The 18,280-nt window shown below is 71.1% G+C and carries 12 protein-coding genes; 1 reads left to right on the top strand and 11 read right to left on the bottom strand.

What is annotated here, in order from left to right:
• Positions 1–11 precede the first annotated feature (11 nt).
• On the bottom strand, positions 12–1,283 hold the full coding sequence (locus tag OG349_RS32345) for a prephenate dehydrogenase (protein ID WP_327237962.1): 1,272 nt from the start codon (positions 1,281–1,283) through the stop codon (positions 12–14).
• A 253-nt stretch (positions 1,284–1,536) separates the two neighbouring features.
• On the opposite strand from OG349_RS32345, the gene hppD reads away from it, so the two are divergent.
• A complete protein-coding gene (gene hppD / locus OG349_RS32340; RefSeq protein ID WP_327237961.1) occupies positions 1,537–2,661 on the top strand; it encodes a 4-hydroxyphenylpyruvate dioxygenase in 1,125 nt (374 codons plus the stop codon).
• A gap of 218 nt (positions 2,662–2,879) precedes the next feature.
• On the opposite strand, the gene OG349_RS32335 is transcribed toward hppD, so the two are convergent.
• The 10 genes from OG349_RS32335 to OG349_RS32290 all read right to left on the bottom strand — a co-directional run bounded on the left by OG349_RS32335 (position 2,880) and on the right by OG349_RS32290 (position 18,246).
• Positions 2,880–3,869, bottom strand: coding sequence for a ParB/RepB/Spo0J family partition protein (locus tag OG349_RS32335; RefSeq protein ID WP_327237960.1), 990 nt, complete (start codon positions 3,867–3,869; stop codon positions 2,880–2,882).
• A 362-nt stretch (positions 3,870–4,231) separates the two neighbouring features.
• Complete coding sequence (locus OG349_RS32330) at positions 4,232–5,404, bottom strand: ABC transporter permease (protein WP_327238812.1); 1,173 nt, start codon at positions 5,402–5,404, stop codon at positions 4,232–4,234.
• An 80-nt stretch (positions 5,405–5,484) separates the two neighbouring features.
• Positions 5,485–6,210: an ABC transporter ATP-binding protein gene (locus tag OG349_RS32325; protein WP_327237959.1), complete on the bottom strand. Its 726-nt coding sequence runs from the start codon at positions 6,208–6,210 to the stop codon at positions 5,485–5,487.
• Positions 6,207–7,526, bottom strand: coding sequence for a peptidoglycan-binding protein (locus OG349_RS32320; protein ID WP_327237958.1), 1,320 nt, complete (start codon positions 7,524–7,526; stop codon positions 6,207–6,209). Before OG349_RS32320 ends, OG349_RS32325 begins: the two co-directional genes overlap by 4 nt.
• Positions 7,523–8,089, bottom strand: coding sequence for a hypothetical protein (locus tag OG349_RS32315; protein WP_327237957.1), 567 nt, complete (start codon positions 8,087–8,089; stop codon positions 7,523–7,525). The genes OG349_RS32320 and OG349_RS32315 overlap by 4 nt, the downstream gene beginning before the upstream one ends.
• Before the next feature lie 172 nt (positions 8,090–8,261).
• Positions 8,262–8,579, bottom strand: coding sequence for a phosphopantetheine-binding protein (locus OG349_RS32310; RefSeq protein WP_327237956.1), 318 nt, complete (start codon positions 8,577–8,579; stop codon positions 8,262–8,264).
• Positions 8,576–8,818: a ferredoxin gene (locus OG349_RS32305; RefSeq protein WP_327237955.1), complete on the bottom strand. Its 243-nt coding sequence runs from the start codon at positions 8,816–8,818 to the stop codon at positions 8,576–8,578. Before OG349_RS32305 ends, OG349_RS32310 begins: the two co-directional genes overlap by 4 nt.
• 80 nt (positions 8,819–8,898) lie before the next feature.
• Positions 8,899–10,107: a cytochrome P450 gene (locus OG349_RS32300; RefSeq protein ID WP_327237954.1), complete on the bottom strand. Its 1,209-nt coding sequence runs from the start codon at positions 10,105–10,107 to the stop codon at positions 8,899–8,901.
• 8 nt (positions 10,108–10,115) lie between these two features.
• Positions 10,116–11,306, bottom strand: coding sequence for a cytochrome P450 (locus OG349_RS32295; RefSeq protein ID WP_327237953.1), 1,191 nt, complete (start codon positions 11,304–11,306; stop codon positions 10,116–10,118).
• Between the two features lie 313 nt (positions 11,307–11,619).
• Entirely contained in the window at positions 11,620–18,246 is a 6,627-nt protein-coding gene (locus tag OG349_RS32290) for a non-ribosomal peptide synthetase (protein ID WP_327237952.1), read from the bottom strand.
• Positions 18,247–18,280 lie beyond the last annotated feature (34 nt).

The following is an 18,280-nucleotide window of genomic DNA, read 5'->3' as shown; positions in this document are numbered from 1 at the left end:
TTTATCGACCCTCAACTTCCGGCAGGCCGTGCGGCCACCTTGTGGAATGCCTGCCGCCGGGTGGGGGCCGGGGCGGGGGCCGCGCACCGGGGCGGCGCCGCCGGCTCGGCGGCCCAGCCCTCGTCGCGGAGGATACGGAGCACGGGCGCCACCAGCTCGGGCGAGACCGGTACCCGTACCTCCAGCGCCCCGCCGGCCGCGTCGCCCCCGGCCGTCAGGACCACCGTGTCCTCCGGGATGACGCCGAACTCCCCCACCCGGCGCAGCAGTTCGGGCAGCGCACCGGCACGCCCCGGGACGGCCACCAGGATCCCGGCGCCGGTGGCCGCGCCGTCCGCCCGGTTCGCGGGCAGCTCGGCCAGGCCCTCGACGCCTCGGTCGAGCAGATCCAGCAGCGTCCCCAGCCCCCGATCGGCACCGCCTCGGGCACCGGCACCGGCTTCGGCGCCGCCAGCGACACCAGGGCCGAGACCGGGTCCGGGCACGGACAGGGCTCCCGGAGCCGCTTCCGGATCCGCTTCCGCGAGCAGCTCGAACGCCGTCACCAGCCGGGACAGGTCGGTGTGCAACTCCCTGACGACCCCCACGATGGCCGGGGCGTTGGCCTGGAGAATGTCGCCCCACAGCCGTGAGTCGCCACCCGCGATCCGGGTGACGTCCCGCACCCCCTGCCCGGCGAACCGGGACATCCCGTCAGGCCCCTCGCGCAGACGCGCGGCCATCAGGCTGGCCACCAGGTGCGGCACGTGCGAGGTCAGGGCCACCGCGTCGTCATGGTCACGGCCGTGGGTCAGCACCGGGACCCCGCCGCACAGTTCGACCAACTCCCTGGCGAACGTCAGCGCCAGGTCCGAGGTGCACGCCGACGGGGTGAGCGCCCAGGGCCGGCCGTGGAACAGGTCGGCCCGCGCGGCCAGCGGGCCGGAGCGTTCACGGCCCGCCATCGGGTGCCCGCCGACGAAGCGGGCCGGGTCGGGAGCCTGGCTGAGCACCATCCGTACCGGCAGGGACTTCACGCTGGCCACATCGGTGTAACTGCGGGCGAGAAACCGGCGCTGGGCCCGTGCCAGCACCCCGCCGACCATGCTGGGCGGCACCGCGAGGACCGCCAGGTCCACCGGTCCGACGGGCTCTTCCGCCAGCCCGGCCCCCAGCGCCGCCGCCGTCCGCGCGGCCAGCGGGTCGCGGTCGGACAAGAAGACCGTCACCCCGCGCAGCCTCGCGGCCAGCGCCACCGACGTTCCGATGAGTCCCGTACCGACGACGGCCATCGTGCGGACCATGAACATCACTCCGTCCAAAAGGCGTCGACGTGCGAGCGAAATGCGGAACGAGTTTATGAACCAGCCCTGTCCGACTACCAGAGCGGACGAATACCGGTACGGGTTCGACCGATCCCTTTCTCTCCGACCACCACCATCCGTCCCGAGTGTCCGGCCCCGAGTGTCCAACCAATACCGCCCGGTGTTCGTGGCCCGATCCACGAGGCGCGTCCTACAGTGCAGAAAACTCGCTCCTTTTCCGGTTGGGGGACACATGCGGGACATATCCAGCACCGGGGCCGCCGATCCGCTCGGCGACCTCTCCGTCGACCATGTCGAGCTGTACGTCGGGCATCTGGAGGAGGCGGTGTTCGACTGGGTCGACCGGTACGCCTTCACCGTCGCCGGCACCGGCGGCTCGGCCGACCACCGCAGCGTCGCCCTGCGCCATGGCCAGATCACACTCGTCCTGACCCAGGCGACCTCGGACCACCACCCCGCCTCCGCCTACGTCGCCGAGCACGGCGACGGCGTCGCGGACATCGCGCTGCGTACGGCGGACGTGGGAGCCGCGTTCGCCGCCGCCGTCGCCAACGGCGCCCGGGGCCACCGCGGTCCGACCCGGCACGCGGACGGTGGCGCGGGCACGGCGGGGGGTCCCCGGGCCAGCGCCGTGATCAAGGGCTTCGGCGATGTCGTACACACGCTGGTACAGCGCGCTCCGGGGGAGGGCCCGGGGCTACCGTCGGGGTTCGTACCGGCGCTGCGCGCCCCCGACGAGGGCGCCGCCGACGTGGGCCTGCTGGACATCGATCATTTCGCGGTCTGCCTGAACACCGGCGACCTGGGGCCCACCGTCGACTACTACATGCGCGTGCTGGGGTTCCTCGACGTTTTCGAGGAGCACATCGTAGTGGGCGCCCAGGCCATGGATTCGAAGGTCGTACAGAGTCCGTCCGGCTCGGTCACCCTGACGCTGATCCAGCCCGACGCGTCCGCGCAGCCCGGACAGATCGACGAGTTCCTCAAGGGACATCAGGGGGCCGGCGTCCAGCACGTGGCGTTCTCGTCCGAGGACGCGGTCCGCTCCGTACGGGCGCTGGGACGGCGCGGGGTCAGCTTCCTGAACACGCCGTCCACCTACTACGACCTGCTCGGCGAGCGCATCCCCCTGGCCCCGGGCCGACTGGCGGACCTGCGGGCCACCCACGTGCTGGCGGACGCCGACCACGGGGGGCAGCTGTTCCAGATCTTCACCGCCTCCACCCACCCGCGGCACACCCTGTTCTTCGAGGTCATCGAGCGGCAGGGCGCCGAGACCTTCGGCAGCTCCAACATCAAGGCGTTGTACGAGGCCGTGGAGATGGAGCGAACGGGCCAGCGCGGCTTCCAGCCCTGACCCGGCGGGGAACTGAACAGGGAAGAACGAACAGGGGCCGGGGGTACGGGGAGGCCGCCACACGACATTCCGTGGCGGCCTCCCCGTACCCCCGGCCCCTGTTCCCGGTCCCGCAGCGCCGGCCCTGAATTGCCGGCACCGAGTTCCCGGATCGGGCGGGAAACCCGGGCGTCCAACCGTCCGCTTTCGACACTCGGACGCCCGGTTCCCCGGCCCGCTCAGCCGGTCTGCGGCACCTCGTCCCTGACCCGGACCGCGAACTCCGACCATAGGTCGGCGAACTGACGGGCCAGGTCGGCCACGATGTCCGTGCAGTGCGGAGGGACGTTGTTGACTATGGCATCCCATTCCTCCTCACGCACCGTGTGCAGCGCGAGGAGGCGCAGCAGGTTGCGCCCCGTGTCCGTGAACCGCAGGGCCGGGTCGGCCGTCAGGCGCCTCACGAGCGCGGCCCGGTCCAGGACCGGCCCCCCGTGGGGACGCCGGCCCGTGCGGGCGAGCCCCAGCGGCGCGGCCCTGGGCCGGTCGGCCAGGGTGTCCGCCGCTCCCCGGCGTCTGCGCGGCAGCGGGTCCTCGCCGTTGCGCAGCCGGTTGCGGACGTCGCGCGCCGTCTCCGGGGAGATACCCGCCGCATGGGCCACCTGACGCAACGACAGGCCCGGATTCGCGGCGAGCAGCTCCTGTGCCTGGAGGCGCCCCACACTGCCGTCGACCGGTCGCAGCCGGCCGTCCTGGCCCAGTCGGCGCCCGCTCGGCCCGATGTCGGGGCTCATCCTGCGCCGGAGGTCGCCGACGGTCCCCGGGGAGATCCCGGTGACGGTGGCGACCCGTCGGTCCGACCACTGGGGATGCGTCACGATGATGCGGTCGGCGGCGCGTTTGCGGTCCGACAGGGTCAGTGGCAGACCGTGGGCGACGTTCAGCTTCACCGCCAGGACGAAGGCCGCCGCCTCGTCCCCGTCGAAGAACCTGGCGGCGATGGTGTGTTCGCCCCGAAGGCGGGTCGCCTTCAGCCGGTGGAAGCCGTCGATGACACGCATCGTCGACCGGTGCACCGTGATGGGCGGCAGCGGATCCTGGACCGCGGCCAGGATCTGAATGTGTTCCGGCCTCTCTCCGGCCAGTCGTGGCGAACCCGACAGGTCGAGCGTGTCGATGTCGATGTCCACGACGGGCTGCTGATTGAGTTCCTCCTCTTCGGGTTCCATCCCGGCGCCTCTCAATCGCCGTCGCCGGGACGGCCGAAGGCCGCCGCCCGCGTGAGGTCTTCGTGCCGCGGCACCCCGTGTGCGGCACCTTCACAGCGCTTTGCCTGGGATCTCAGGAACCAGCCAGTTTCCAATGCTCTCGACTCCCCCTTGACGATGTGGTGCAAAAGATCTCAGCGGTTGTCGTACTTCCGCTGATGTGTCCGAAATTAACAGCACCTGCGGCACATCGACACCCCTGCTCGCAAAGCCTGAGCGACCCTTACGCCCCCTGTTTCCTAGGGGGGTGTAAGGGTCGGGCGAGCCACGAACAGGAGCGATGCCCCGGCCGGGCGGGGGTGGCCGGCAGGGGCACCGCCGTATCAGGTGGTGGCCAGGGCCTCCGTAGGGGGCAGCCGGGCGGCGCGTACGGCCGGGTAGAAGCCGGCGAGACCGCCGATGACAAGGGTGGCGCCGACGCCGCCGACCATCGCCCAGACCGGCACGACGGACGGCAGGCCCTGGTAACCGGCGTAGCCCGCCGTGACACCGATGCCGAGCAGCACGCCGCCGAGTCCGCCGAGCGCGGACAGGAGCAGTGCCTCGGACAGGAACTGGGTACGGATCTGGCCCCGGGTGGCACCCAGGGAACGGCGCAGGCCGATCTCGGAGCGGCGCTCCAGCACGGAGATCACCATCGTGTTGGCCACACCGACACCGCCCACCAGCAGGGCCACCCCGCCGAGTCCCAGCAGCAGTCCGCTGAGCGCGTCGTCGGTGGCCTCCTTGGCGGCCAGGGCGTCGGAGGGGCGTGAGACGTTGACGCCGCTGGGGTTCTGGGGGTTGGCGGTGGCACCGAGGACGGCCTGCACGTCGGCGACCGCGGATTCGTCGGTACGGGTGTAGACGGCCGTCGGATACCCGTCGAAGTTCAGGAGTTCCTCGGCGACCGGCCATCCCACGAGGGCCGCGGAGTCCAGCTCCGGCAGAAGTTCGTTGGCGGCGAGCAGGCCGACCACCGTGAACCAGCGTCCGCCGATCCACACCTGGACGTCCTCGCCGGCCTCGTGCACGCCGAGCTGCTGGGCCGCCTTGGCACCGAGGACGGCCGCCGGATAGCGGCTGTTGGCAGCGTTCAGCCACCGACCGTCCACAATCTCCGCCCCGGTGCTCTTCGGCAGGTCCGTACGGGCCGCGTTGACGGTGAGACCGCCGGTCTCCTCCTTGGGGATGTGGTCGTTGCGATAGACCTTCGCGCTCGTCTTGCCGATGGCGGACACCGACTCGACGGCACCGATCTCGCCGATCATGCCGATCGACTCGTCGGGCAGGTGCGCGGTGTCGCCGCTGATCGACTGCCCGGGGGTGACGGTGAGCAGGTTGGTCCCGAGGGCGGCGAGCCTGCGGTTGAGCCCCTCGGTGGACGAGCTGGAGATGCCCACCACCGAGACCATGGCGGCGATGCCGATGGCGATGCCGAGCGCGGACAGGAAGACCCGCATCGGCCGGGACCGCAGGCCGGAACCGCCCACGCGCACCACGTCCGCCGGGCCCATCCTGGCCGGCTTGGGACGGACGGGCGGTGGCAGCGCCGGCGAGTCCAGCTCCTCCGCCACCGGCTCGGTGTGGAGCGTGCTCATGACGTGATCTCCTGGGGGGCTCTGCCGGCGAGCGCCGCCGGGCGGCCGGAGTCGTACTCGATCAGGCCGTCCCTGACCCGGACCTCGCGGGGCAGGGACGCGGCGATGTCGTGGTCGTGCGTGATGACCACCACTGTCGTACCCGCCTCGTGCAGTTCGTGCAGCAGTTCCATCACCACGGCGCCCGAGCGGGAGTCGAGCGCTCCTGTCGGCTCGTCGGCCAGCAGCAGCGGCGGATCGCCGAGTACGGCGCGGGCGATGGCCACCCGCTGTTTCTCACCGCCGGACAGCTGGTGCGGCTGGTGGTCGAGCCGGTGGCCGAGGCCGACCCGGCGCAGCGCGGCCTCCGCCTTCCGGCGGCGCCAGGCGCGCGGCCGGCCGCCGTAGAGCAGCCCGTCCGCGACACTGTCCACCGCCGGTACGCCCTGGGCCAGGTGGAACTGCTGGAAGACAAAACCGATGGTGCGGGCCCGCAGCGCGGACAGTTCACGGTCGGTGAGGTCGTCCGTGAGATGTCCGTCGATGCGGACCGTGCCCGCGGTGGGCCGGTCGAGGGTGCCCATGATGTTCAGCATCGTGGACTTGCCCGAGCCGGAGGGGCCGACGATGGCGAGCAGTTCGCCGCGCCGGATGACCAGGTCGGCGCCCTGGAGGGCGTGGACCTCGCCGTATGCCTTGGTGACCCCGCTCAGGTGTACGACGGGGTGGGCCGGACCGGTCACTTGGGAACCCCCACGACCATGCCTTCCTTGACGGCCGCCCCGGTCACCTCGACCAGGTTGCCGGCGAACATGCCGAGCTTGACCGGGACGTACTCGACGCCCTTGTCGGTCACGGCCTCCAGCGCGTAGCCGCCCCGCTGCGCGGTCAGCGCGTTGACGGGGACGGCGAGGACGTCCTCGCGGGTCTCGGCCTTGAGGACCACGTCGACCTGCGCGGCCTGGTACCGCCCCAGCTTCTTCTGCTCCTTGATCTTCAGCTGTACGGGGATGGTGGCGGTGTCGCTGCCGCCCTCGGGCTGCTGGCCCGCGTCGCCGCCGGAGCCGCTCTGCGCGGGCGGCGGGGTGCCGATGTCGGTCACCACGGCCTCGACGGTGGTGTCGTCGGGGAGGGTGACGGTCGCCTTCGTGCCCTCCTTGACGAGGTCCTCGAACTGCGGGTCGAGGTCGACGTTCACCACGCGCGAGGTGCCCGTCAGGGACAGCAGGCTGCCGCTGAGCAGGGCGCCGGGCACCGACTTGACCTCGGCGACGCGGCGGGGGCCGGAGGCCACGACCGCGTCGCCGACCTGGACGGTGCCGGTCTCCTCCCGGTCCAGGTCCTCCTGCCAGTCCTCGACGGCTTCCGCGGTGCTGGACGTATAGGTGTCGTCAACGGTGAAGCCGGTGTAGCCGAGGGCCTTCAGGTTCTTCTCAAGGATCTTCACGTCCTCGCCCTCGTTCCCGGTCTCCAGGGTGCGGTACAGGGGAATGGAGCCGTACAGCAGCGGCACCTTCTCCTGTCCCACGCGGTAGACGGTGTCGCCGCGTTCAAGGACGACGCCGTCGCTCGGCAGCCAGGTGATGACCCCGGCGCCGGTATCGCCGGAGCCCTGCTGGCCGCCGCCCGAGCCGGCTCCGCCCGAGGCGGCCGGGGCCTGGACGTCGGTCGCGTCGCCGTAGCTGAGGTTGCCGTCCACCGTCTCGGTGTCGGTCAGCGTGGTGCGCTGCACCTTGGTCGTGGCGGGCGGCCCGGAGGGAGCGGCGCTCGCGGCGCTCTCTCCGTCGCTGCCGAGGACTCCGGAGGCGGCCATGCCCGCCGTCGCGGCCACGGCGACCGCGATCGCGATGAGCAGTACCGTACGCAGCGGGCGGCGCCTTCGCCCGCCGCGGCCCGACTCCTGGTCGCCGTCGCCGGATCCGCCGTCGTCGCTCCTGGTGGCGAGGGGCTCGCCGGTCCCCTCGGACGCGGGGACCGGCGGCGTGCCGGGTGTCCTGCGTTCCAGGGCGTTCGGTTCTTCGCCGCGCACGGCGAGTTCGGTCTCGTCGGAGGTGGTCACTGACCCGGCCCCGGTCCCAGCATCAGGCCACCGCCCGGGTACTTGTCCTGGCAGGCCTGCTGCGCCTGCTGGAACTCCTCGGGCGTGATCCCGGCGGCCTTGGGGTCGATCGTCATGTTGCCGCCGTTGATCTCCGGGTCGGGCAGCTTGGCGAGACCGTTCTCCCGGAGGCACTTGGCCCACTCGGCGACCTTGGCGGAGTCGAGCTGGCCGCCGCCACCACCGGGGCCGCCCTGGCCTTGTGGCATCTTGTCGCGGCAGGCCGACTCCGCCTTCTGGTAGCCGGCGGAGTTCGGGTCGACGTCACCGGGGCTGATCCGGACGCCGCCGCTGTCCTGCTGCGGGTCGGGGAAGCCGGGGACGCCGTTGGACCGCATGCACTCGGCGTAGTCCAAGGCCTTGTCGAAGGGACTGGTAGGGGAGGCCGCCGCCCCTGCGCCGACGTCGCTGCCGACGGTGTCGCTCTTGCCGTCGTCGGAGCAGCCGGTCAGGCAGAGGGCGACGGCGAGCGCCGACGCGGCCAGCGTGGTGTGCGAGAGAGCTCGCTTCTTCAGAGAGAACATGCGCTCAGTTCTACGCAGCGACCGGTCACACGGCGGACACAGAAGAGGGCACCAGCACCACCCATGACATCCAGGACACCGAGAACACGACGTGGCCCGGTGGGGCAGCGGGACGAAACCGTCTCGTCCCGCTGCCCCACCGGGCCACGGGTGTACGTAGGTGTCGCGTCCGTCAGGCGGCGCTGCCGGAGACCGTGGCCACCGCACGGGCGCTCTCGGGCTCTGCGGGCGTGACGCCGGCGAGCGAGGCCAGCATCGAGACGAAGTCCGACAGGGTCGGGTGCTCGAAGACGGTACGCAGGTCCAGCTCGACCTGGAAGGCGTCCTCGACGTCGGTCAGGACGTTCAGCGCCGCCAGCGAATGCCCCCCGAGGGCGAAGAAGTCGTCCGTGTCGCCCACGTCGGGCACACCGAGTTCCGCGCACCACAGGGAGACGACAAAACGGCGTACGTCCCCCGGGCCCCCCTGTGCCGCGTTGCCCTTGATCATGTTCTCTCCCTCGTGTTCATGGCGTCCCCTTGCCGTTCATGGAGCGTGATCGCGCCCGAGGGGCATCGCTTCGCGGCCCCCCGCACCGATCCGGTCAGCCCGGCGCCCGGCACCGGGATCTTGAGCAGGACCTTGCCGTCGTCGTCCGACTGGTCGAAGACCACGGGCACGAACAGCACGCACATCCCGCCGCCCACGCATCTGCCGCGGTCGACCTCGACCTCCAACTGTCCGTCCATGCGCCCTTCTTCTCCCCCTCCTCCGCTCGCCTCTCTGCTCGCTCCTCCGCTCGCTCCTCCGCCTTCTGTTTGTCTTCCTCTCACCAGGCGACCGGCAGCCGTTCCAGCCCGTAGGCGGGCGAACGGACCCGGAAGCGCACCTCGTCGGCGGGGACCGCCGGGCGCAGCCCGGGGAAGCGCTCCACCAGGGCCGTGAGTGCGACGCGCAGTTCGATACGGGCCAGCGCGGCGCCCAGGCAGTGGTGGATGCCGTGTCCGAAAGCGACGTGGGGCACCGGGTCGCGGCCGGGGTCGAAGCGGTCGGGGTCCGGGGTGAGCGCGGGGTCCCGGTTGGCCATCGGCAGGGAGCACACGACGTTCTCACCCGCGCGGACCAGCTCCCCGCCGATGACGACGTCCTCCCGAGCGATCCGGGGGGTCGGGGCGTGCGGGACGGACAGGTAGCGCAGCAGTTCGTCGATGACGCGGTCGGCGGTCCCCGTGTCCTGGCGCAGGGCGGCCAGTTCGGCCGGGTGTTCCAGCAGGACCAGCGTGCCCAGGCCGATCATGCCGGAGATGTTGTCCAGTCCCGCGAGCATCAACAGAACGCACAAGCCGCGCAGTTCCTCGTCGGTCAGCTCGTCGCCGTGGTCGCGCACGAGAGCGCCGAGGAAACCGTCGTCCGGCTCCTTGCGCCGGCGTTCCACCAGACCGGAGAGGTAGCGCAGGAACGACTCCCCGGCGGCGGCACGGCGCTGTCTGCCCCGCGCGGCCTCCAGGTGCGCGTGGCCCCGGCGCAGGAAGTCGTCACGGTCGTCACGGGGCACTCCGATCAGCTCGCACAGCACCGCGCCCGGCACGGGCGACGCGAACCTCTCCACCAGGTCGGCCGGCGGCCCCACCCGTTCCATGGCGTCCAGGCGCTCCGCCACGGTCCGGGCGATGTACGGCTCCATCCCGCGCAGGCGGCGGAGGGTGAACTCCGGCGTCAGCATCCGGCGCAGCCGGGTGTGCTCGGGCGGGTCGTAGTCCATCAGCTGGCCGACAGCCTGCTCCGGCCGATCGGGGCCCGGCGCGTCCGGTGGTCGCGCGGGGCCGGTACGGCGGCGGGTGGAGAAGCGGGTGTGGTCGCCGAGGACCTGGCGCACTTCCTCGTACCCGGTGACCAGCCAGACGGGCCGTCCGTCCGTGCCGGGGCCCACGGGCAGGCGCACGACAGGGCGTCCGCCGGTGAGCGTACGCAGGTCGTCCGCGGGGTCGAAGCGTGTCCGGCGGGTGTGTACGGGCACGGCCGGCGTTTCGCGTGGCATGCCGCCCCCTACCAGGTGACCGGCAGCGCGTCGACGCCGTAGTTGGGGGCCAGTGTGCGGTAGCGCAGCTCCTCCGGCGGGACCGCCGGTCGCAGCTTGGGGAAGCGCGCGAGCAGGGCGGGGAAGGCGATCCGGAGGGTCAGCCGGGTGAGCGGGGCGCCCAGGCAGTAGTGGATGCCGTGTCCGAAGGCCAGGTGGGAGGAGATCTCGCGGGTGATGTCGAGTTCTTCGCGCGAGGGCTGTGGCGGCTCCGTGGGCTCGAACCGGTTGACCGCCATCAGGGAACACACCACGGTCTCCCCCGCCTTGACCTCGTGCCCCTCGATGGTCAGGTCCTCCAGCGCGGTGCGCGGCGAGGCCGTGGCGATGACGGAGACGTACCGGATCAGCTCCTCGACGGCCCGGTCGACCACCTCGGGACTGTCCTGGAACAGGGCCAGTTGATCCGGGTGCCGCATCAGCGCCAGGGCGCCGAGGCCCAGGGTGCCCGCGACGTTCTCGAACCCGGCCGCCATGGTCGTGGCGGCTGTCCCGACCAGTTCGTCGTCGGTGATGTCGTCGCCGTGCTCCCGGATCAGTCTGCTGAGCAGGTCGTCGCCGGGGGCGCGCCGCTTCTGTCCGATCAGTTTGTGCATGTACGCCATGTAGGCCTTGCCCGCCGCCTGTTGCTGTTCGCGGCTGCGGTTGGTGGCGCGGGTGACATCAAGGTTGCGGGCCAGTTCTGCGTGGTCGTCGCGGGGGATGCCGAGCAGCGCGCAGCTCACCAGTCCGGGCACGGGCCAGGCGAAGTGCCGCATGAAGTCGGCGGGCGGACCGGCCAGTTCGAGGGCGTCGAGGCGGTCGGCCACGATGTCCGCGATCAGTGGCTCCAGCCTGCGCATGCGGCGCAGCGTGAACTCCGGTGTGAGCAGCTGCCGGAGCCGGGTGTGCTCGGGCGGGTCGTACTGGAGGAGGTTGCCCGGCTGGATGAGCCGGCGGGAGTCCTCCTTGCTGTCCGCGGGCGGCAGGGTGCTGAACCGCGCGGCGTCGCCGAGGACCGTACGTACCGTCTCGTTGCCCGACGCGAGCCAGGCACGGGCCGAGGTGCCCGGCGCGGGGGTCTCCGCGAACGGGCACTCCCGGCTCGTACGGCCCAGTTCGGGCAGCGGATCGAGTCCGACCCGGCGGTTGTGCAGAGGGATTTCCGGGGGCTTCGGCATCGGCGGTTCCCTTTCGTCATTTCTCGCTGCGGGATCCGTGGCGCCCACCGTCTGATTCTGAAATCGCCGGGCACTGACGTCAACGAATGTCCAACTGACCAATTTCGCAGGAGAACCGCCGGTGTCGATCACCGTCCGGCCGGCTCAGTCCTTTTCCCCACAGGAAAGCCGTTCCGGAAGGCCTTCCCGGAACGGCTTTCCAAAACGGTCTTCCTGCAACGGCATTCCGGCAGTGCTCCGTGCGTTCCGCCACTGTTCCGTGCCGCTCCGGCCCTGACCGGAGCCGTTACGGTTCACGCGGAGACGTTCCTGCCTACTCGGAGCCGTTCCGAGCCGCTCCGAGCTTCTCCGTGAGGACGCGCCCGATGTGGGCGGCCGGTGTGGGCTTCAGCATTTCCTTGTGGCGGGTGGCGATCTCGTGGGACTCGACGTTTCCGGATACGTACGGATCCCAGGTCGCGACCGCCTCCGATACCGGCCTGTCCTGGGGCCGGTCCACCGTCGCGACAAAGACGAGCAGGTCGCCCCGGAAGTGACGCGGTGTGTAGTCCGGCATGAATCCGGCCGTGTTCTGGATGACCTTCTTGACGTTCTCCAGCGCGGGACCGCTCACGCCGGTGATGTCCTGGCCGCCGGGACCACGTTGCATTCGCCGGCCGCTGTCCCGTCCCTCGGGTGTCTCCTCGTCGTCGTAGGTGTACAGCGACGTACCGACGCCGTGCTGGGGATAGGCGTCGAGCACCGCGAGCAGGGCCACCTCCTCGCCCAGTTCCTCCAGCCGGGTGGCGACGGCGTGGGCGAGGACTCCGCCCAGGGACCAGCCGAGCAGGTGGTACGGGCCGGTGGGCTGCACCGAGCGGATCTGCTCGGCGTAGTCCGCCGCCATCTCCTCGATGCCGTCCGCCGGCGGTTCGGCGCCCGTCAGACCGCGCGCCTGGACTCCGTAGACCGGCAGGTCCTGCGGCAGGTACTGGAGGAGGGCCGCGTAGATCCAGCTCAGGCCGGTGGTCTCGTGCAGACAGAACAGCGGCGGCCGGCCGCCGCTCGCCCGCAGCGGCAGCAGCACCTCCAGCTCCCGGCTGTCGGTGACCGTGCGCCGGGCCCGGGAGCCCCTGTCGCGCTCCTCACCCGGATCACGCAGCGCCAGCAGCCCGGCGGGGGTCCGCCGCGCTCGTTCCCCGGTGCGCAGCATCCGCTCACCCGGGCCGCCGTACGGGAGGGCCACGAACCGTTCCGCGGTCAGTGACGACCCGCCCGCGATCCCACGGGACAGCGGGGTCCCCGTCACGTACACGTCACCCACGACACCCGGCGGAACCGGGCGCAGCAGGTCGTCCAGGACAAGCGCCCGGCTGCCGTGCACGGGCCGTCCGGCCGGGAGCCGTACCGGGGCAGGGTCGCCCGGCGACAGCCGGTGTTCGAGCCACGGTCCCGCCGTGCCGACCGCGGTGACGCTGCTGATCAGCGAGGTGTCCGGGTGGAGTTCCTGCCACTCACGGGTCTCCGCGGCGCCGACCGGCCGCCCGGACTCGACCACCGTAACCTCGGCGAAGGGACGGTGCCCCGCCTCCGATCCGATGATCTTCCGCAGCCGGTCCCTGGTGGTGACCAGGGTCGTCTCGGCCGGCTCCGCCGCGGTGGCGAGGGCCACGGCGTCCTCTCCCGGCACGACGAATCGAACGCCGCCGCCCGCGCCGAGGGACGCGAGCAGCGGTACGAGGAACGCGCCGACAGGGGCCCGCGCGTCGAGCAGGGCAGGGGCGCCGTTCACCGCGACGGTTCGCAACCGGTGCGCTGTCTGGCGCAGCAACGCCCGGTGGTCGACGACCGAGCCGGGAGCGGACTCGTCCGCTCCGAGGGCGTCGAGGACGACGGCCGCCTGAGCGGGCCGGGACTGCGGCGGCGCCGCGGCGGTCGGGGTGGCGGCGGGCGCGAACTCGGCGTCCTCCTCCAACAGGTCGTCGATCCACAGCACCGGAATCCGGCTGTCCGCGTTCATCCGTCCCGCCATGGCCGCCGTGCAGACCAGCGCCGCGGGCCGACTGCGCGGTCCGGGGCCGTCCGAGCCGCCGACGAACGGCCGGGTGGGGTCGACGAAGGAGCACACCCCGCCGGCCTTGAGCACCCCGATCAGAGCGACGGTGAAGCCGGCGCCGGGCGGCAGCATCACGATGACCCGCTGCTCGGTGCCCGCGCCCCGCCGGGAGAGCCGGCGCGCGAGCAGATCGGTCACCGAGTCCAGCGCACGGTAGGTGAGGGACCCGTCCTGGCCCTTCACGGCGAGGGCGTCCGGTGTACGGGCCACCTGATCGGCGAGCAGGCCGAGGACGGTGTCGTGACCGAGAAGCGTGTCGCGGAGGGGCGTCGGACCGTGGACAGGATCTGTGTCGTGAACAAGGTCATCGGCCGGATCGAGGCCTCCGCCCAGGAGCTGACGGCGTTCCTCCTCGCCGAGCAGCACGTCCACCTCGCTGACTCGCAACTCCGGTTCGGCGGCCACCTGTTCCAACACGCGCACGAGGCGGCCCGCGAGCGCGGTCGCGGTGGAGGCGTCGAAGAGTTCGGTGGCGTAGCGCAGCACCCCCTCGATGCCGTTGGGTGTGCCGTCGCCGTGGGTGCGTTCGTTGAGCGCGAACCACAGGTCGAGTTCCGTGTCACCGCTGACGCCGTCCAGCCGGGTGGTGCGCAGACCGGGCAGGTCCGCCGCGTCCAGCTCCTCGACGCTCAGGTCACCCACTTCGAGCAGGACCTGGAACACCGGGTGGCGCGCCGCCGATGCGGGGTGCCGGAGCACGTCCACGAGCCGTTCGAACGGCATGTCCCGGTGGCGCAGGGCTTCCTGGTTCACCTCCTGCGCACGGCGCAGCAGTTCGCGGTAGGTCGGGTCACCGGAGGTGTCGGTCCGCAGCACGAGCGGGTGGGTCAGCGGCCCGACCACGCCCTCCAGATCGCCTTCCTCGAAGCGCCGCGACAGCCGGGTGCCGAGCACCACGTCGTCACCGGCACCGAGCCGGGTCAGCAGCAGGGCGAGGGCCGCCTGTACGGCCACGAAGACCGGGGCGTCCTCGGCTTCCGCCGCGTCCGCCAGACGGTCGTGCGCGTCCGCGTCGAGGCTCAGCGGCACGGAGCCGGTCCGGTGGTCGGCCAGCACCGGACGCGGCCGGTCGAAGGGAAGCGGCAGTTCGGGCTCCAGGTCGGCCAGCCGCTCCTTCCAGTAGGTGAGCTGGTCGCTGATCAGACTGTCCGACTCCTCCGTGCCTCGCAGCAGCTCACCCTCCCACAGGGCGTAGTCGGCGAACTGGAGTGACAGCGGGGCCCGTTCGGGCTTGCGGCCCTCGCGCCGGGCACCGTAGGCGGCGGCGAGGTCACGGACGACGATGTCCAGCGACGCGTCGTCCCCGGCGATCCGGTGTACGACGAGCAGCAGCACGTGCTCCGTGTCCGACAGCGCGAACAGGTCCGCCCTCCAGGGCAGTTGACGTGCAAGGTCGAACTCGCGCCCCGACCGGTCGGCGAGCAGTCCGGCGAGTTCTTCCTCTCCGGCGGAGGTGGCGGAGGTCACCGACAGTGCGGGCCTGGCCGCGGGATCGTCGGCGTCCAGAACGTGCTGACGCAGGTCGTCGGCACGTTCGCCGGTGAACCGGGTCCGCAGGATCTCGTGCCGTACGGCGACGTCCCCGAGGGCCGCCTCCAGGGCGGCCCGGTCCAGCGAGCCGGAGAGCCGCAGGGCGATCGAACTCCGGTGGGCGGCGCGCGACTCCTCGGCCAGCCCGCTCATCAGCCAGGTGCGCTGCTGCTCCACCGAGACCGGCATCTCCTCGGAACGCTCGGCCGGCCCGAGTTCCGGCCGCGCCTTCGCCGCGAGCATCCGAGCGACACCCACAGGCGTCGACGCACCAAAGAACTGACGCATGCTCAGATCCGCGCCCAACTCCTCGCGGATGCGGGCGGCCAGGCGCATCGCCAGCCCCGAGTCACCACCCAGGTCGAAGAAGTTGTCGTCGACACCGACCCGTTCCAGCTCCAGGACCTCGGCGAACAGCGCGCACAGCTTCTCCTCCGTCTCCCCGACCGGCGTGCGGTCCGACACCCGCCCGGCGAAGTCCGGGGCGGGCAGGGCGCCCCGGTCGACCTTGCCGTTCGGTGTCAGGGGCAGGGCGTCCAGTACGAGGAGCGCGGCGGGGACCATATACTCCGGCAGCGCCTCGGCGAGGTGCTCCCGAACCTGCCGCATGTCGATGTCCTGAGTCCGCGGTACGACGTAGCCGACGAGCTGCTTGTCGCCGGGGCCATCCTCGCGGGCCACGACAACCGCCTGACCGACGGCGGGGTGGGCGGAGAGTATCGCCTCGATCTCACCCAGCTCGATACGGAAGCCACGCACCTTCACCTGCGCGTCGGCCCGCCCGACAAACGCCAACTCCCCCTCACCGTTCCAGCGCGCCAGATCACCCGAGCGATACATCCGCTCACCGGTAACGAACGGACACGCCACAAAACGCTCCGACGTGAGATCAGGGCGGGCGACGTAACCACGAGCCAGACCCGCACCCGCGACATACACCTCACCCGTGATGCCCGGCGGAACCGGACGCAGGAAGGAATCCAGCACATAGATACGGGAGTTGGACAGCGGACGGCCGATGACAGGAGCCTCGTCCGCCGACGCGATACGTGCGTCGACCGGACCCGCCGTCACCATCACCGTCGCCTCGGTCGGCCCGTACGTGTTGACCACCTTCGCCCCAGGCACCCACCGAGCAGCGAGATCCGCGGTCAGGCGCTCTGCGCCTAACACCCAGGTCTTCACTCCCGACACCTGCTCGGGATTCAGAACCCCGAGGAGAGAGGGCACCACACTGGCCGTAGTCACGCCGTGGGCCGCGATCATCCCCGCCAACGCACCCGGCTCCGCACGCTCCTCACCCATCGCGATCGCCAACGTGCCACCCGAACCCAGCACCACCGCCACATCCAGGATCGCCGCATCAAAACTGAACGAAGCGAACTGCAACGTCACCACACCAGGACCCGCACCCAACACCGGAGCCATCGCCCCCACCAGGTTCACCACACCCCGATGCCCCACCGCCACGCCTTTGGGCCGACCCGTCGACCCAGAGGTATAGATCACATACGCGAGCTGGTCCGGATCCGTCACACCCGGCAACACGACCGGATCAGGCGCAGCAGGGACTTCCTCAAGCAGAACAACGCGGGCCGGCCCCGCAGGCACCCGGGCCAACGTCTCCGCCGTCGCCAGCACCACACCCGCACCACTGTTCCCGACCATGTACCGCAACCGATCGGACGGATACTCAGGATCAAGCGGCACGAAAGCCCCACCGGCCTTCCATACGGCCAACTCCCCCACCACCACATCCACCCCACGCGGCAGGCACAGACCCACCACCCCTTCACGCCCCACACCCACACTCACCAGGAATCTGGCCAACCGGTCCGACCGCTCATCCAACTCCGCATACGACAAAACCTCAGAGCCCGACCGAACCGCCACCACACCCGGACTCGCACGAACATGCGAACCGAACAACTCCAACAACGACCCACCCGCCACAGGCCGCCCCGTATCGTTGAACCCCCCCACCACAAGCTCCCGCTCAACCTCCCCCACCACATCAACCCGCCCCACCGCCACCAACGGATCAGCCACCACCTGCTCCAACACCCGCATCACCCGACGGAAGACAGACTCCGCGGTGGCCCGGTCGAACAGGTCGGGACGGTAGTCCAGCTTGAAACGCAGGCGCGGACCAGGGGTGACAACCAACGTGATCGGATAGTGGGACGCGTCGCGCGACATGCCCGACGGCCTGATGGACACGGCGTCGGGAACCGCCGGCGCGGCGGGCGGTGCCGGGAAGCTCTCATACAGTACGAGCGAGTCGAACACGGCGCCGGGACCGGACAGCTTCTGGATCTCGGACAGGCCCATGTACTGGTAGGACATGAGTCCGGTCTGGCGTTCCTGCAACCGCTCCAGGGTTTGGAGCATCGACTGCGTACCGTCGAGTTCGACCCGTACCGGCAGTGTGTTGATGAGCAGTCCCACCATCGATTCCACACCCGGCAGCTCGGCCGGCCGGCCGGCCACCGTAGCGCCGAAGACGACGTCGTCGCGCCCGGCCAGCCGCGCCAGTACCAGCGCCCACGCGCCCTGCACCACCGTGTTCATGGTGAGGCCCTGGCTGCGGGCGAGATCGCTCAAGGCTCGCGTGGTGTCCTCGGGGAGCTCGCCGAAGACGTGGGCCGGGAAGGCCGGGGCACGGGTGGGGTCCGCCGGGGCCACGAGGGTCGGCTCGTCGGCGCCGGACAGTTCCGTACGCCATGCGCTCCTCGCTTCCTCCTTGTCCTGGCGTGACAGCCATGCCATGTACTGGCCGTAGGACGGGGCCCGTCGTAGGCGTGAGGCGTCACCGTCGGCCGCGTAGATCGTGGAGAGTTCGCTGAGCAGGACGGGCATGGACCAGCCGTCCATCAGGACGTGATGGAACGTCATCACCAGGCGGTGCCGGTTCTCGCCGAGCCGGATGAACAACAGTCGCAGCAGAGGAGCGACGGCAAGGTCGAACCGTACGGCCAACTCGCCGGCCGCCAGGCGTTCCACCTCGGCCGCCGCTTCCGGTTCGGTCAGCTCGCTGACGTCCGCCTCGGTCCAGGGCAGTTTCACCTCGCGGGCGATGACCTGGACCATCTGGCCTCCGCTCACTTGGCGGAAGCAGGCGCGCAGCGCCGCGTGACGGGCGGCGAGCGCCTGCCAGGAGGCTCTGAAACGGGCCGCGTTCACGGGTCCGCCGATGTCCAGGGCGGACTGGACGGTGTAGACGTCGGGGCCTTCGTTGTCGAAGGCGGCGTGGAACAGCATGCCTTCCTGCAACGGCGACAGCGGCCACACGTCTTCGACAAGGGATCGGGTCATGGAACTCTCTCCTCACAGAGGCTTGCGACTGTGG

It is taken from the genome of Streptomyces sp. NBC_01317, assembly GCF_035961655.1.
Lineage (GTDB): Bacteria > Actinomycetota > Actinomycetes > Streptomycetales > Streptomycetaceae > Streptomyces.
The sequence above is the reverse complement of the archived record's forward strand: the minus strand, read 5'-3'. Positions and strand labels throughout refer to the sequence as shown.